The sequence below is a fragment of the Rheinheimera sp. EpRS3 genome (genome assembly GCF_001513785.1).
GTDB lineage: Bacteria > Pseudomonadota > Gammaproteobacteria > Enterobacterales > Alteromonadaceae > Alishewanella.
Genome location: NZ_LNQS01000001.1, coordinates 497,304 through 513,025 on the forward strand (window position 1 = coordinate 497,304; position 15,722 = coordinate 513,025).

The following is a 15,722-nucleotide window of genomic DNA, read 5'->3' on the forward strand; positions in this document are numbered from 1 at the left end:
TAAAGTTAAAAGTGATTCGGTTTGTCCTGCGCCATACTGGCAAGGATTTTTAAATAGCTGTCATAGCGTTCCTGACTGATGTCTCCGGTTTCTACTGCATGCTGAATAGCGCAGCCGGGGTCGGAAATATGCTTGCAGTCACGGAATTTACAGCGCCCAAGCCAGGGGGTAAATTCAGTAAAGCCGCGGGTAACTTCTTCTGCTGTTAAATGCCACAGCGCAAATTCACGAATACCGGGCGAGTCGATTAAATCGCCGCCATCAGGCAAATGATACAAGCGTGACACTGTAGTGGTGTGCTGGCCCAGGCCGGAGTTGGTCGATACTTCCTGAGTTAACGCTTCAAGACCTGGCATTAAGTTGTTCATTAACGACGATTTACCCACGCCAGACTGGCCAACAAAGATGCTGGTGCCGCTGTGCAGGTAACTGAGCAATTGCGCCATACCCACACAACTTTTGGCGCTGACCAGTAAAAAGTTATACCCCAGCTGTTGGTACAATGCCAGTTGCTGCTCTGTAGCAATAAACTCATCAGCGCTGAGCAAATCGGCTTTGTTAATCACCAGCAGCGGTTTAATGCCGGTGATCTCTGCTGCCACAAGATAGCGGTCAATAATATTGAGCGATAGCGCAGGTAAAATAGCAGAGACGATAATCATTAAATCAATATTGGCGGCCACCGGTTTTAAGCCGTCGTAAAAATCCGGCCGCAGCAGCACAGAGCTACGCTCTTCTACCGCATCTATTACGCCATCAATGCCACCAGTGGGTTGCAAAGAGCGGCGCCACACTACGCGATCACCGGTAACCAAAGAGGCAACAGAGCGGCGCATATTACAGCGCACCACGGCACCGTTGGTGTCTTCGACATCAGCATGCTGGCCAAAACGGCTTAATATCAGGCCGGTTTCGGTGGCGGCAAAGCTGTCGTCATCAACTGATTCGACACCTTTATTTTTTGGCGCGCGCAACCGTTTGCTGGCATTGTCGGCAATACGTTGCTGCTGGCGCTGGGTAAGATGTTTTTTCTTTGTCACTGCTGCTTTTATCGCTCTGATGTAAAGGATGCTATTACTGCTAAGCTTAGGGCGTGTATGATACCTGCAATCTGTTAATGAACAAAGCAGCAACGAGTGTAAGGGTTTTTGATGAGTGTAAATGACAATAATCTGATTTGGCTTGATTTGGAAATGACTGGCCTGGAGCCAAAAACCGATGTCATTCTGGAAATGGCCACCATAGTGACCGACAGCCAGTTGAATATCCTGGCTGAAGGGCCGGTATTTGCCATTAAACAACCGGATGATGTGCTGGATAATATGAGCGCCTGGTGTGTTGAGCAACACGGTAAAAGCGGTTTAACGGCGCGTTGCCGGGCAAGTACAACCACCCTGGCAGATGCTGAACAACAAACCATCGCGTTTTTACGCCAGTATGTGGCGGCAGGTAAATCGCCAATGTGTGGTAACAGCATAGGGCAGGACCGACGCTTTCTGGCAGAGTATGCGCCAACACTGGAAGCGTTTTTTCATTACCGTAATCTGGATGTCAGTACAGTCAAAGAGCTGGCACGGCGTTGGCACCCGGAGGTGCTGAAGAAAGTACAAAAAGCTGGCAGCCATCTGGCACTGGATGATATTCGTGAGTCAATTGCTGAATTAGTAACCTATCGCGAGCATTTTTTCAAATTACCGCAATAAAGTGCTTGCATAAGCTAACTGATTTTGTAAAATGCGCGCCATCACGACGTAACAACGTCAGTTGATGCGAGTATAGCTCAGCTGGTAGAGCGCGACCTTGCCAAGGTCGAGGTCACGAGTTCGAACCTCGTTACTCGCTCCAAATTCGATGAAAAACCGCACCTTGCGCAAGCACAGTGCGGTTTTTTGTTTTCTGCGATATAGTGAGTGCTTGTTTAGCTTATCATCTGGCTGTTATGTCTGAATCGCCCTGCGTGCGTAACTGTTGCCTGGATCAGCATGATTGCTGTCTGGGGTGCGGCCGGTTATTAAACGAAATTATAGAGTGGCACAGTGCAGACAGTATACGGCGTGATACGATCCTGGAGCTGGCTGCACAGCGTCTGACACAGCGCCAACAGTTATATGCACTCAAGCATCCCGCGGCAGACCCTTCTGAATAATCCTGACTAAACGCTCAGTGCTGCGCGGTAAGAGTGATTCTGCCTGCCAGCTTTTACGCTTTTGTTGTGCTAATGCCCAGTGAATATGTTCTGCTACCAATTCGCTGGCGCTATCAAGCTTAGCGCTTAATGCCTGCACAATGTCAGCCTGATAAGGCGCGTTGCCCAGTGCTACAGCAATGTTGCGTTGCCAGCGTTCATAACCAATACGGCGGATAGCGCTACCTTCGGTATGGCTTAAAAATTCATCTTCCTGCCAGACAAATAAACTGAGCAGGCTTTGGCTTTGCCACTGAGGCCGACGCTGAAAGTCGCCTTCAATACTGAGCGGCGCGGCGCGGTTTTCCGGGCAGACCAACTGACAGTCGTCACAACCGTATATACGGTTGCCCAGCAGTGAGCGGAATTCTTCCGGAATCGCGCCTTTAAGTTCAATAGTCAGATAAGAAATACAGCGGCGGGCATCGACCACGTAGGGTTCAACAATTGCGCCGGTGGGGCAACTGGTGATGCAGGCAACACAGCTAACGCAATCACCTTCATGTGGCGTATCGATGGGTAAAGGCAAGTTAACCAGCAGCTCACCGAGAAAAAACCATGAGCCAGCCTCCTGATTTAGCAACAAGCTATGTTTGCCTATCCAGCCAAGCCCGGCTTGTTGGGCCAGTGGCCGCTCTAGAATGGGGGCTGAATCGGTAAAAGGCCGATAGCCCAACTCAGCCACATGCTGATTAATACGTTCGCCCAGGTGTTTAAGCCGGTTGCGGATCAGCTTATGGTAGTCACGCCCCAGAGCATAGCGGCTGATATAAGCCTGAGTAGGGTCGGCCAGGTTAGTGGCAAAACCTGCGCCTTTGGGTAAATAGTTCATCCGTACACTAAGTACCCGCAACGTGCCGGGCACCAGTTCTGCCGGCCTTGCCCGCAGCATACCGTGGCTGGCCATATAATCCATTTCGCCGTGATAGCCTGCATCCAGCCATTTTTGCAGTTGCCGTTCAGCATCCGGCAAGGAAACCCCGGTTATACCTAGCTGCGCAAAGCCCAGTTCCTGCGCCCAGCGTTTTATCTGCAATGCCAGTGCGGCATAATCTGTTGTCATGCAAAAAGCCGGTAAGAAAACACAGCGCAATTTAGCATAAAATGGGCTGTTGCGCCTAGCCGGGCGGGAACTTGGTAGTAGCAGATTAAGTCATAGTCGCGACAAGCGGTTTTGCTGGCCCAGCAGGCAACTAATTTGTTAACATGGTGCGGTTTTTATGCGACAACAGAGAAAATGCCAGTGCAGCAATTTGAAAGTGTGTTAAAGGATGAACAAGCAACATTAGCGTTAGCATCGCGTATGGCAACTCTGGTTTCAGGCGGGCACACCTTATTTCTGCATGGTGATTTAGGGGCAGGCAAAACGACTTTCAGCCGGGGGCTGCTGCATGCTCTTGGCCATAAAGGGACGGTTAAAAGCCCAACTTATACTCTGGTTGAGCCTTACCAGTTGGAAAACTTAACGGTGTTTCATTTTGATCTGTACCGTTTACGTGATGCTGAAGAGCTGGAGTTTATGGGCATCCGCGATTATTTTCGCAGCGACAGTATATGCCTGATTGAATGGCCTCTGCAGGGCATGGGTTATTTACCTGTGGCGGATCTGGACATACACTTATTATTCGAACAAGAGCAACGGCGGGTAAGGATAAGCGCTAATACCCCAGCCGGAGCCAAAATGCTGAATGCACTAAATAATGAAAACGAATAATTACAATACGTTACACGTTTTATTGCTGTTGCTGCTGGCATTGTTCAGCGTCGCTGGCGTAGCCGCTAATCAGGTGCAGGGTGTAAGAATTTGGCCATCGCCGGACAATACCCGGGTGGTATTCGACTTATCTGGTGCTCCGGATCACAAATATTTCACGCTGGATAAACCGGATAGGCTGGTTATTGACCTGAGTAATATTAAAGGTGGAAGCAATTTACCGGCAGTGTCAGGAGAGTCGCCGTTAATTAAAGCTATCCGTAGCAGTGGTGATGCCAATAGTATGCGCATCGTGCTGGATTTAGCCAAATCGACCAAAGCCAACGTGTTTGCTTTGTCACCCACACCACCATACGGTCACCGTTTAGTGGTAGATTTACCGGACGACCAGCCAGCACAGAATTTACCTCCACCAGCAATACGGGCCGCACGCGACATTGTTATTGCAATAGACGCAGGCCACGGCGGTGAGGACCCGGGTTCAATAGGCCCCAGTGGTTTTTATGAAAAAAACATCACCTTGCCTATTGCGAAGCAATTGGCGCAGCTAATCGACCGTCAGCCGGGTATGAAAGCCATGATGGTGCGCACTAACGATTACTATATTCACGTTAACCGCCGTACCGAAATTGCCCGTGGCCAACAAGCCGATCTGCTGGTTTCTATTCATGCTGATGCATTTACCACGCCGCAGCCACGCGGTGCTTCCGTCTGGGTATTGTCTTTGCGTCGCGCTACAACCGAAGTGGGGCGTATGCTGGAGCAGACAGAACGGCACTCTGAACTGCTGGGCGGTGTGGCCGAGATTATTAAAGATTCTGCCAATGAACGTTATCTGGCGCAAACGGTGCTGGATTTATCAATGAACCACTCGATGGTAACCGCCTATCAGGTTGCCGGTGAAGTGTTGCAAGAGCTGGATAAAGTTGCGCATTTGCATAAAAAAGAGCCGCAGGCTGCCAGCCTTGGTGTGCTTAAGGCTCCGGATATTCCGTCCATTCTGGTGGAAGTTGGTTTTATTTCTAACCCACAGGAAGAGCGGCAATTACGCTCAGCTACGCATCAAACCAAACTGGCGCAATCTTTGTTCAGCGCGCTAAAACGGCACTTTGAGAAATCACCGCCAGCGGATTCTTTGTTTGCTCAGCAGCGCGCCCGTGAACACCGGGTCAGTGCAGGCGAGTCTTTGTCGTTGCTGGCGCAGCGCTACAATGTGTCTATTGATGAGTTACGCAACCTTAATCAACTTACCACTGACAGCATCCGCGTTGGCCAGACACTGCGGATCCCCTAACTATGCCTATTCGTATTTTACCGCCACAGCTGGCTAACCAGATTGCGGCGGGTGAAGTTGTTGAGCGTCCTGCATCTGTAGTGAAAGAACTGGTAGAAAACAGCCTAGACGCCGGAGCTGATCAGATAGAAATAGATATTGAAAAAGGTGGCAGCAAGCTGATCCGGGTGCGTGACAACGGCAGCGGTATTGCAGAGCAAGAGCTGGTATTGGCGTTAAGCCGGCATGCCACCAGTAAAATTACTGATTTGGATGATTTGGAAGCCATTACCAGCCTGGGCTTTCGCGGCGAGGCATTGGCCAGTATCAGTTCGGTATCACGGCTGACATTAACCTCAAAAACCCTTGAGCAAAGCGCAGCCTGGCAGGCCAGTGCCGCCGGGCGTGATATGCAGGTGGAGGTGCGTCCGGCAGCGCACCCGGTGGGTACCAGCATTGAAGTACTGGACTTATTTTTTAATACACCGGCGCGGCGTAAGTTTTTGCGGACTGACAAAACAGAATTCAGCCATATTGATGAACTGATAAAACGGCTGGCGTTAAGCCGTTATGATGTGACCTGGCAATTGAGCCACAACGGCCAGACGGTGCGCCGGTTAAAAGCCGCAACAACGGATGAGCAACGGCAAAAACGGGTGGCAGCCCTGTGTGGCCGCGTGTTTGCAGAGAATGCTGCTTTTATTGAGAATCAGTATGGCGATGTGCGGATCTGGGGCTGGATAGTGCAGCCGCAAGCGTGCAGTAACCAGTTGCAATGCCAGTACAGCTACGTTAATGGTCGGATGATGCGCGATAAGCTGTTAAATCATGCTATCCGTCAGGCCTATGGCGACATGCTAACCACCGAGCAACAACCTGCTTTTGTATTATATCTGCAGCTTGACCCGCGCCAGGTAGATGTAAATGTGCATCCGGCTAAGCATGAGGTGCGTTTTCATCAGGCCAGGCTAATACACGATTTTGTGGTATCAGCCCTGGGTGATGCGTTAGTGCAGTTGGCTACACCACAGCCAGCTGCCGCAGATATAGTGCACCGGGTACAGGAAACATCAGCCTATAACTACCAGCCAGAGCAACCTGTCAGCAACCAGGCAGGCCGTAGCAGCGGTTATGCGCCCCGTCAGCCGGGAGCCGCAGCAGTAAAACGTGAGCTGTCATACTGGCAGCACAGCCATAAAGCGGCAGATGCACAAACAGAAGCACCGGCAGAACTGCAACCTGCAACTGCTGCATTAAGCCCGCCTGCGCAAACTCAAATAATAGATGCTCCGTTGATTGTACGTAACCGGTATTTGCTTAAACAACATGCTGACGATGTACTGTTGATTGATCTTGTGCCCACCTTATCGGCATATTTTACTGCCAACAGCTTACCAGCCGTGCCGTTATTGCTACCGCTGCGTATCAGTGTCAATGCTGCGCAGCTACGCAAACTTACCCAACTGGCTGACAGTTTCAGCCGCGCTGGTTTTGATATGCTGCTTACTGACAACACCGTGATAGTGCGGGCGGTGCCCGATTGGCTGCGACAAACTGTGCTGGGGCAGTGGTTACCATTATGGTTTGAGCAGTTAGCGCAAAATAACAGTGATGATGTGATAGGTGCTTTATTGTCGATGTTACTCAACGCTAATGGGGTTGCTGCGGCCACAGTATTAAACTCTGCGCCTCCGGTATTGTCTCTGCCCGAGTACTGGAGCTATGCACCGTTGCAACTTGATACCACATTGGGTTTGTTAACAAGGCAACAACCATGAGTCAGGTAAAGCACGATGTAATTTTTCTGATGGGGCCAACCGCTTCTGGTAAAACGGCGCTGGCAACAGAGCTATACCAACAGTTACCTACAGAGCTTATCAGTGTTGACAGTGCCCTGGTTTATCGCGGCATGGATATAGGCACTGCCAAACCCACTTCGCAGGAACTGGCAGTAACGCCGCATCACCTGATCGACATTCGTGACCCGGCACAAAGCTATTCTGCGGCAGACTTCCGTACAGATGCGTTGCGTTTGATTGCTGAAATTCAACATCGTGGTAACATCCCCATCCTGGTTGGTGGTACTATGCTGTACTTTAAAGCCCTGCTTGAAGGTATTTCACCGCTACCAGAGGCCAACGAAGCAGTGCGACAGCAGTTGGAGCAGGAAGCAGCAGTAAAAGGCTGGGCCAGATTACACGACGAGTTAGCGCAGATTGATCCTGTATCTGCACAGCGTATTCACCCGAATGACCCGCAGCGTATTAACCGGGCATTGGAAGTTTACCGTCTTACCGGGCGTAGTTTGACAGATTTAACTGCAGAAAAAGGGGAACCTTTTGCCTTTCCTGCACACCAATTTGCGATAGCGCCGGAGGATCGTGCCGTGTTGCACCAGCGTATTGCGCTGAGGTTTGAGCAGATGCTGGCTGCCGGTTTTGAACAGGAAGTTGCGGCACTTAAAGCCCGGCCGGATTTACACCCGGATTTACCCTCTATGCGCTGCGTAGGTTACCGGCAAATGTGGGATTATCTGTCTGGCAATGGTAGCTATCAACAGATGAGTGAGCGCGGTATCGCGGCAACCCGGCAACTGGCAAAGCGGCAGTTAACCTGGTTGCGAGGCTGGCCAGATCTGACATGGCTGAAAAGTGACGCGCCGGTAGCTGAAAACTTGCAAGCCGTTTTATCTTCGCTAAGCTAAAGAAGATATAGAAAAAGACGTTTTAACAACTTGAAATAAAAAAAATAATACCAATATAAGTCGGACTAATTAAAAAAGGAAAGCGGCACATGGCAAAGGGCCAATCTTTACAAGACCCATTTTTAAACACCTTGAGACGGGAGCGTATTCCGGTATCAATTTATCTGGTGAATGGCATTAAACTTCAGGGTCAGATCGAATCTTTCGATCAGTTCGTTATTCTGCTGAAAAATACTGTGAGTCAGATGGTATATAAGCATGCCATTTCAACTGTGGTGCCGGCCCGCGCGGTCAATACCATGGTAACTCACAGCAATGGTCAGGGTGATGATGAAGAGGACGTGGAATAATTTCAGGGGTTACTCGCTTGTCTGACATTAGCGTGGTACCGGAACAAGCGATCCTTGTCCATGTAAACTTTTCGCAGCAGCATGTCAGTGAGGATCTAACCGAACTGAAATTGCTGGTTTCTTCAGCCGGTGTGCAAACTGTGCAGGTTGTTACTGCAAGCAGAAGTGCGCCTGATGCTAAATTTTTTGTTGGCTCCGGTAAGGCAGATGAAATAGCAGCACTGGTAGAAGAAACCGGTGCTGATGTGGTTATTTTTAACCATGCACTGAGCCCGGCACAAACACGTAATCTGGAACGTTTGTGTCTGACCAGGGTTATTGATCGCACCACGTTGATTCTGGATATCTTTGCCCAGCGCGCCCGCACCTTTGAAGGTAAATTGCAGGTAGAACTGGCACAGCTGCAGCATTTGGCCTCAAGGTTGGTACGCGGCTGGGACAGTCTTGACCGGCAAAAAGGTGGTATTGGCTTGCGCGGCCCCGGTGAAACTCAGCTGGAAACCGATCGGCGTTTACTGCGTGAGCGGGTAAAAGCATTACAAACCAGGCTGGCAAAGCTGACTAAGCAGCGTGAGCAGGGCCGCCGCGCCCGGCAACGTTCTGAAGTGCCGGTAGTGTCGGTAGTGGGTTATACCAACGCCGGTAAATCGACGTTATTTAACCGCATTACCAAAGCCGATGTGTACGCAGCTGATCAGCTGTTTGCCACACTGGATCCCACCTTACGTAAACTGAAACTAAAAGGTGTTGGCGAGATTATTCTGGCTGATACCGTTGGTTTTATCAGGCATTTGCCGCACGACTTAGTCGCTGCTTTTAAATCGACATTGCAGGAAACCCGTGATGCCGACTTGCAGTTGCATGTGGTGGATCTGTCAGATCCGCGTAAAGATGACAATATGCAGCAGGTTGACTTGGTATTGCAGGAAATTGATGCCGATCAGTTACCGCAACTGGTGGTGTACAACAAAATTGACCTGTTGCAGCAATTGCCGCGTATTGAGTACAACGAATACAAACAACCGGTAGCGGTATATTTATCTGCCGTTAGCGGCGCAGGGGTAGACTTGCTGGCGCAGGCAGTAAGCCAGTTGTTGTCAGAACGTTATCTGGACATAACTTTGCTATTGCCACCGGAGCAAATGCAATGGCGTGCCAGGTTTCACCAGCAACACAGTATTGAGCAAGAACAGTTTGACGCTGAGGGCAATTGTCATCTGCAACTGCGGTTAAGCGAGTCGGTGTGGAACCGCAGCGTGAAGCAGTCGCACGGACAATTAGAAAACTATGTCGTCAGTCAGCCGGTTATTTGATACATTAACCCTTATTTTGCAACTTAGAATGGAGTAAACCATGGCTTGGAATGAGCCGGGCAATAACGGCAAGAATAACGACCCCTGGAAACAGGGTGGTCGTGATCAGGGCCCGCCCGATTTAGATGAAGTGTTTCGTAACTTTGGCAAAAAGTTAGGAGGTATCTTCGGCGGTGGCAAGTCAACAGGTGGTAGTAGCGGCGGTGGCGCTTCAGCTGCGTTAGTACTAATACTGATTGTCGCAGCATTGGTGTGGGCCTTCAGTGGCTTTTATACCATTAAAGAATCTGAGCGTGGAGTTGTGCTGCGTTTCGGCCAGTACCACGATGAAGTCGGGCCAGGTATTCACTGGAAGCCAACCTTTATTGACAACGTGCTGCCGGTTGATGTAACCAGCGTACGTTCTTTGCGCAGCGATGGTTTTATGCTTACGCAGGACCAGAATCTGGTACGGGTAACGTTTGAAATTCAGTATCGTGTATTCAACGCTAGGCTATATAAATTTTCAGTGGTAGATGCTGACAGCAGTTTACATCAGGCAACCGATGCAGCACTGCGCTATGTTATCGGTCACTCTATTATGGATGACGTATTAACCCGTGGCCGTGAAGTTGTGCGCCAGAACACCCGGCAGGAACTGGAGGGTATTATTGAGCCTTATAAAATGGGTATAGCTCTGGTTGATGTTAACTTCCGTGATGCACGGCCACCGGAAGAAGTACGTGACGCCTTTGATGATGCGATTAAAGCACAGGAAGATCAGGAGCGCTTTGTACAGGAAGCTCAGGCATATGCCCGTGAAATTGAACCACGTGCCCGTGGTCAGGTTAACCGTGTAATGCAGGAAGCTGATGCCTACAAACAACAAATTGTGTTAAAAGCACAGGGTGAAGTAGCCCGGTTTGAAAAGCTATTACCGGAATATCTTGCCGCACCTAAAGTAACCCGTGATCGTATGTACATCGAAACGATGGAACAGGTATACAGCAATACATCTAAAGTGCTTGTTGATGTTAAAAATGGTAATAATATTATGTATTTACCTCTTGATAAGATGATTAATCAGGGCTCAGGCAGTTCAACACCGTCAAATAGCCTGCCGTTAATTCCATCGCGTAGCAGCACCGACAGTAGTAGCAGTTCAAACCGCACTGACAGTTCGCGTAGTACAACAACACGCAGTGGCCGGGGGTAATATATGAAGAACTTTACTATAGCCATTATCGTTATTATTGCGTTTATCTTTGTATCTGCCTTATTTGTAGTGCCAGAAGGTCAGCGCGCCATTGTGATCCAGTTTGGTAAAATTCAGCGTGATGCAGAGCAGAATGTGACTGTGTATGAACCTGGGTTGCATTTTAAGCTGCCATTTATTGAAACTGTGCGTAAGTTAGATGCACGGGTACAGACACTGGACGATGCACAGGATCGTTTTGTAACTGCAGAGAAAAAAGACTTACTGGTAGACAGCTATGTAAAATGGCGTATTAACGATTTTGGTGCCTATTTTCTGGCAACCGGCGGTAATACGGCACAAGCAGAAGTGTTGTTAAAACAGTATATTAATAACGGATTACGCACAGAGTTTGGTACCCGTACCATTCAGGAAATTGTATCCGGCGAGCGTACCGAGCTGATGCAGGGCGCCTTGCAACAGGCTGGCGCTGCGTCAAAGGAGCTGGGTATTGAAGTTGTTGACGTCCGTGTGAAGCAGATTAACCTGCCGCAGGAAGTCAGTAGCTCGATTTTTGCCCGGATGGAAGCCGAGCGTCATGCTGTGGCGCGTGAGCACCGCTCACGTGGTATGGAAGAAGCGGAGATCATTCGTGCCGATGTTGATGCCCGGGTTACCGTTATGGTGGCCGATGCAGAGCGTAACTCGCGTACTGTACGCGGTGAAGGTGATGCATTAGCAGCCAATGTATATGCCGAAGCCTATAACAAAAATGCTGAGTTCTTTTCCTTCGTGCGCAGTATGGAAGCCTATCGCAAAAGCTTTAGCAGTAAAGACGATATTTTGGTGGTACAGCCGGATAATGAATTCTTCAAATACATGAAATCAGATCAAGTACAAAACTGATTGTAATGTTTAAGAAAAAGGCCCGTTCAGGGCCTTTTTTGTCTCTGAGATGGTCATAGGGGGAGTTATGTACCAACAGTTTTATCAGCGTTTTTTGCAGGCGAATCAGGGCAAGCAACACTTTGCCAGCCATTCGCATCACTACTGGCCAGATGTTACCCGTGATGCCATGCTGGAATACTGGGACGACACCGCCAGATTGGTAGATGATAAATGGCGTTATATTTTTGGTGAAAAAGTGCCGCAAACCCAGCAGCTTATCGCTGATATATTACAGTTGCCTCAGGCTGAGCAAATTGTGTTCGCGCCTAATACCCACGAGCTGGTTATGCGTTTGCTCAGTTGCTTTGATTTACGCCAACCACTGAGGATTTTAACAACCGACAGTGAGTTTCATAGCTTTTCGCGCCAGGTAAAGCGTCTGGTTGAATATGATAACGTGCAGCTGGATGTTATCCCAACCGAACCTTTTGCCAGCTTTGCCCAGCGTTTTACTGACGCTGCTGCAGCAAACAACTATCAACTAATTTTTTGCAGCCAGGTATTTTTCAATTCAGGTTTTGCTATTGCCGACTTAACCGGCTTTGTGCAGCAAATGGCCGCCAGCAGCGATGCAATGATCGTGATCGACGGTTACCATGGCTTTATGGCCTTGCCAACGGATTTATCGGCAATTGCAGAACGTATTTTCTACTTGGCCGGCAGTTATAAATACGCCCAGGGCGGTGAGGGCTGCTGTTTTATGACAGTACCGCTGGGTAGCACTGCACGGCCATTATATACCGGCTGGTTTGCCGAATTTGGTACTTTGGCAGGCGAAAAATCTGCCACGGTGCTGTACAGTGAAGACGGTTATCGGTTTGCCGGCTCAACGATGGATTTCTCCGCTTTATATCGCCTTAATGCCGTGTTGCGGTTATTTAAACAGCAGGGCATCAGTGTCGGCCGTATCCATCATTATGTGCAGCAGTTACAGCAAGCGTTTTTAGCCAAAGTAGCAGAGTTAAAGCATACAAAGTTAAATATGCAGTCGCTGCTGCAACAGGATTTAGCACACCACGGCCACTTTTTAACCTTCCGCCTGGGTAGTGCGGCGCAAGTTGCCGAACTGGCAGCAGAGTTAAAACGAGCGGGTATCGAAACAGACTATCGCGCAGATCGGTTGCGGTTTGGTTTCGCCTTATACCATAACAGTGCGCAGTATGATTTAACTTGTCTAACCCGTGAACATTCTTAACTGACTGAATAAAAACCATTAATTAAGCCGCTGAGAAAAAAGCGGCTTTTTTTCCTCCAGACGGCTGAAACTTGGTTGCCAATTTGGTAGAATCCCCGCCTAATTTTTTCCATGATGTAGGAACCATGGCCAAAAACGTCGTAGTGCTCGGCACCCAATGGGGTGACGAAGGTAAAGGTAAAATCGTCGATTTATTAACAGATAAAGCCAGCTATGTGGTGCGCTATCAAGGCGGCCATAATGCCGGACATACTTTGGTTATCGACGGTGAGAAAACCGTATTACATTTAATTCCGTCAGGTATTTTACGTGCCAACGTGAAATGCGTTATTGGTAATGGTGTAGTGCTGTCCCCTGAAGCGTTCTTAAAGGAAATGGCCATGCTGGAGCAGCGTGGCGTGCCAGTGAAAGAGCGTTTACTGTTAAGCGAAGCCTGCCCACTGATTCTGCCGTTCCATGTTGAACTGGATAAAGCGCGTGAACTGGCCCGTGGCGACAAGCCTATCGGTACTACCGGCCGTGGTATTGGCCCGGCATACGAAGACAAAGTTGCCCGCCGTGGCTTACGTGTGGGGGATTTGTTTAACCCAACACTGTTTGCTGAGAAGCTGAAAACGCTGATGGATCTGCATAATTTTACTCTGACACAATACTACAAAGTGCCGGCAGTGGATTATCAGACCACGCTGGACAATGCACTGGCTATTGCCGACATCTTAAAGCCGTTGGTAGTAGATGTTACTGATTTGCTGGACAAAGCGCGTAAAGCCGGCCAGGAAATTATGTTTGAAGGTGCTCAGGGCACACTGCTGGATATTGACCACGGTACTTACCCTTATGTTACCTCGTCTAACACTACTGCCGGTGGTGTAGCAACCGGTGCTGGTTTTGGCCCGCGTTACCTGGATTACGTGCTGGGCATTGTTAAAGCTTATACTACCCGTGTTGGCTCAGGCCCGTTCCCGACAGAACTGGGCTGTGCAGTAGGCGAGCATCTAGGCGTGAAAGGCCATGAGTTTGGTGCAACTACCGGCCGTAAACGTCGTTGTGGTTGGTTCGATGCCGTTGCCGTTAAGCGTGCCGTGCAATTGAATAGTATCTCTGGTTTTTGCTTAACCAAGCTGGATGTATTAGACGGCCTAGAGACAATACACATCTGTACCGGATACAAAGATGCGGCAGGTAATGTGACTGATGTTCCGCCTATGGCTGCAGAAGGCTTCGATTTGGTAACACCGGTATATGAAGAAATGCCGGGCTGGAGCGAAAGCACCTTTGGTGTGCAGCAACTGGAGAACTTACCGCAGGCAGCGCGTAACTATATCAGCCGTTTAGAGCAACTGACCGGTGTGCCTGTTGATATAGTGTCAACCGGCCCTGATCGTGTTCAGACTATTGTACTGCGCCATCCTTTTGCCTGAGGCATCTGTTTGTTAAGTTGTACCGTATAAAAAACGCTGCCACCTGGCAGCGTTTTTGTTTATGCTGATAAAAAGCAAAACATGGAGTTACGGTTATGCGCATTTTTATATTATTAGCAGCGTTAACAACACTTACCGCTTGTGGTGGCGGTGGTAATATAGACACCGACAGCACAGGACAAACCAGTATTTGCCAGCGCACTGATATTAACTCTCAGGTGTTCTGCGTTTTGCAGCAAGATTACTTGTGGTACCGTGACTTACCGGCCTCAGTAAACCCTGATAGCTACAGTTCTCCTGACGAATTAATACAGGCTGTCGCGGCGCCTCAGGATCGTTATAGCTTTATAATTACCCGCCAGGAATATGAAGATCGTTATATTAACGCCACTTTCTTCGGTTACGGTTTCTCCAGTATCAGAGCAGATAATGATACCGCGTTGCAAATTGCCTATGTGTATGATGATGGTTCTGCAGCACAAAACGGACTGCGCCGTGGCGATAAAATAATTGAAATTGAAGGTGTTAGTGTTGCGCAGTTGCTAAGCCAGCTTGATGCAGGCACGGCAACCAATGACGATATTTACGGCCCGAATGAAGATGGCGTAATGCGTAACTTTGTCTGGCGCAAGCCAGATGCCTCTGAGCTGGCCGCTGATTTTATTAAAACAGAAGTCACTACCAATACTGTGCTGCATCGCTCTGTGACGACACAAGGCAGCAAACGTATTGGTTATCTGGTATTTAATACTTTTATCGAATTATCAGAGTCTGAGCTGGAACAAGCCTTTGCCTATTTTGTTGCGCAAGGAGTTAATGAGCTGGTGTTGGATGTACGATACAACGGCGGTGGCCTGATCCGGGTGGCAAACCAGCTTAGTACACAAATTGCCCGAAACTTCGTCCAGAGCGAAGTGTTTGTAAAATATCAGTTTAATGACAAAAATACCGCCAAGAATAATTCTACATTGTTTGCGCTTGGCGCCGGGCGAAGTGTGCTGAACTTGCCGCGGGTATTTGTACTGACAACCGAAGGCAGTTGCTCGTCCAGTGAACTGGTGATTAATTCTCTGGCGCCTTTTGTTGATGTTGTGCAAATTGGCAGCGCAACTTGCGGCAAACCTGTAGGGCAGCAACCAGAGATTATAGGCAATTATGTGTTGTTTGCGATTAACTTCCAGACGGTAAACGCATTGGATCAAGGTGAGTATTTTAATGGCCTGCAACCTAATTGTCCGGTTACTGACAACATTACCGGTGACTGGGGCATTGTTACTGACCCACTTTATGCAGAGGCCGTTAATTACATTGCCAGTGGCAGCTGCAGCGATGTAGCCGTAAGTAGCGCGACAGAGCGTGCTGAGGTAGTAAAACCACGGCTTGCAGCTCCGTGGATATTAAATAACGAGCAATAAAGGCGCAGAAGTTGCTTAAAAAAAGCCACT

15 protein-coding genes and 1 tRNA gene are annotated in these 15,722 nt (G+C 49.1%); 14 read left to right on the plus strand and 2 right to left on the minus strand.

Annotated features, from left to right (window positions below):
- Positions 1-5: 5 nt before the first annotated feature.
- Entirely contained in the window at positions 6-1,040 is a 1,035-nt protein-coding gene (gene rsgA / locus AR688_RS02205; RefSeq protein ID WP_068228467.1) for a small ribosomal subunit biogenesis GTPase RsgA, read from the minus strand.
- A 111-nt stretch (positions 1,041-1,151) separates the two neighbouring features.
- Between rsgA and orn the strand changes: the two genes are divergently transcribed.
- The 3 genes from orn to AR688_RS02220 all read left to right on the plus strand — a co-directional run bounded on the left by orn (position 1,152) and on the right by AR688_RS02220 (position 2,146).
- On the plus strand, positions 1,152-1,703 hold the full coding sequence (orn, locus tag AR688_RS02210; RefSeq protein ID WP_068228469.1) for an oligoribonuclease: 552 nt from the start codon (positions 1,152-1,154) through the stop codon (positions 1,701-1,703).
- Positions 1,704-1,769: 66 nt separating this feature from the next.
- Positions 1,770-1,845: transfer RNA gene (locus AR688_RS02215), tRNA-Gly, on the plus strand.
- A gap of 94 nt (positions 1,846-1,939) precedes the next feature.
- Entirely contained in the window at positions 1,940-2,146 is a 207-nt protein-coding gene (locus AR688_RS02220) for a DUF1289 domain-containing protein (RefSeq protein ID WP_082694695.1), read from the plus strand.
- Here the strand turns inward: AR688_RS02220 and queG are convergent.
- Positions 2,115-3,248, minus strand: a complete 1,134-nt coding sequence (gene queG / locus AR688_RS02225) for a tRNA epoxyqueuosine(34) reductase QueG (protein ID WP_068228476.1) — start codon at positions 3,246-3,248, stop codon at positions 2,115-2,117. The two genes, AR688_RS02220 and queG, sit on opposite strands and share 32 nt — an antisense overlap.
- A gap of 135 nt (positions 3,249-3,383) precedes the next feature.
- Between queG and tsaE the strand changes: the two genes are divergently transcribed.
- The 11 genes from tsaE (at position 3,384) to AR688_RS02280 (ending at position 15,692) form a co-directional block, all read left to right on the plus strand.
- Positions 3,384-3,899, plus strand: coding sequence for a tRNA (adenosine(37)-N6)-threonylcarbamoyltransferase complex ATPase subunit type 1 TsaE (gene tsaE / locus AR688_RS02230; protein ID WP_231731902.1), 516 nt, complete (start codon positions 3,384-3,386; stop codon positions 3,897-3,899).
- Complete coding sequence (locus tag AR688_RS02235; protein WP_068228479.1) at positions 3,886-5,193, plus strand: N-acetylmuramoyl-L-alanine amidase; 1,308 nt, start codon at positions 3,886-3,888, stop codon at positions 5,191-5,193. Before tsaE ends, AR688_RS02235 begins: the two co-directional genes overlap by 14 nt.
- A gap of 2 nt (positions 5,194-5,195) precedes the next feature.
- Entirely contained in the window at positions 5,196-6,950 is a 1,755-nt protein-coding gene (gene mutL / locus AR688_RS02240) for a DNA mismatch repair endonuclease MutL (protein WP_068228482.1), read from the plus strand.
- The gene (miaA, locus tag AR688_RS02245) at positions 6,947-7,876 is read left to right on the plus strand and encodes a tRNA (adenosine(37)-N6)-dimethylallyltransferase MiaA (protein WP_068228485.1); all 930 of its coding nucleotides are present in this window, start codon (positions 6,947-6,949) and stop codon (positions 7,874-7,876) included. Before mutL ends, miaA begins: the two co-directional genes overlap by 4 nt.
- 89 nt (positions 7,877-7,965) lie before the next feature.
- A complete protein-coding gene (gene hfq, locus AR688_RS02250) occupies positions 7,966-8,226 on the plus strand; it encodes an RNA chaperone Hfq (RefSeq protein WP_068228488.1) in 261 nt (86 codons plus the stop codon).
- A gap of 17 nt (positions 8,227-8,243) precedes the next feature.
- Positions 8,244-9,539, plus strand: a complete 1,296-nt coding sequence (gene hflX / locus AR688_RS02255; protein ID WP_068228491.1) for a ribosome rescue GTPase HflX — start codon at positions 8,244-8,246, stop codon at positions 9,537-9,539.
- A gap of 40 nt (positions 9,540-9,579) precedes the next feature.
- Entirely contained in the window at positions 9,580-10,734 is a 1,155-nt protein-coding gene (hflK, locus tag AR688_RS02260; RefSeq protein WP_068228492.1) for an FtsH protease activity modulator HflK, read from the plus strand.
- A gap of 3 nt (positions 10,735-10,737) precedes the next feature.
- Positions 10,738-11,619: a protease modulator HflC gene (hflC, locus tag AR688_RS02265; RefSeq protein ID WP_068228499.1), complete on the plus strand. Its 882-nt coding sequence runs from the start codon at positions 10,738-10,740 to the stop codon at positions 11,617-11,619.
- 67 nt (positions 11,620-11,686) lie between these two features.
- Entirely contained in the window at positions 11,687-12,856 is a 1,170-nt protein-coding gene (locus tag AR688_RS02270; RefSeq protein WP_068228507.1) for an aminotransferase class V-fold PLP-dependent enzyme, read from the plus strand.
- 125 nt (positions 12,857-12,981) lie between these two features.
- On the plus strand, positions 12,982-14,277 hold the full coding sequence (locus AR688_RS02275; RefSeq protein ID WP_068228509.1) for an adenylosuccinate synthase: 1,296 nt from the start codon (positions 12,982-12,984) through the stop codon (positions 14,275-14,277).
- A gap of 95 nt (positions 14,278-14,372) precedes the next feature.
- A complete protein-coding gene (locus AR688_RS02280; RefSeq protein WP_068228512.1) occupies positions 14,373-15,692 on the plus strand; it encodes a S41 family peptidase in 1,320 nt (439 codons plus the stop codon).
- The last annotated feature ends 30 nt before the right edge of the window (positions 15,693-15,722 follow it).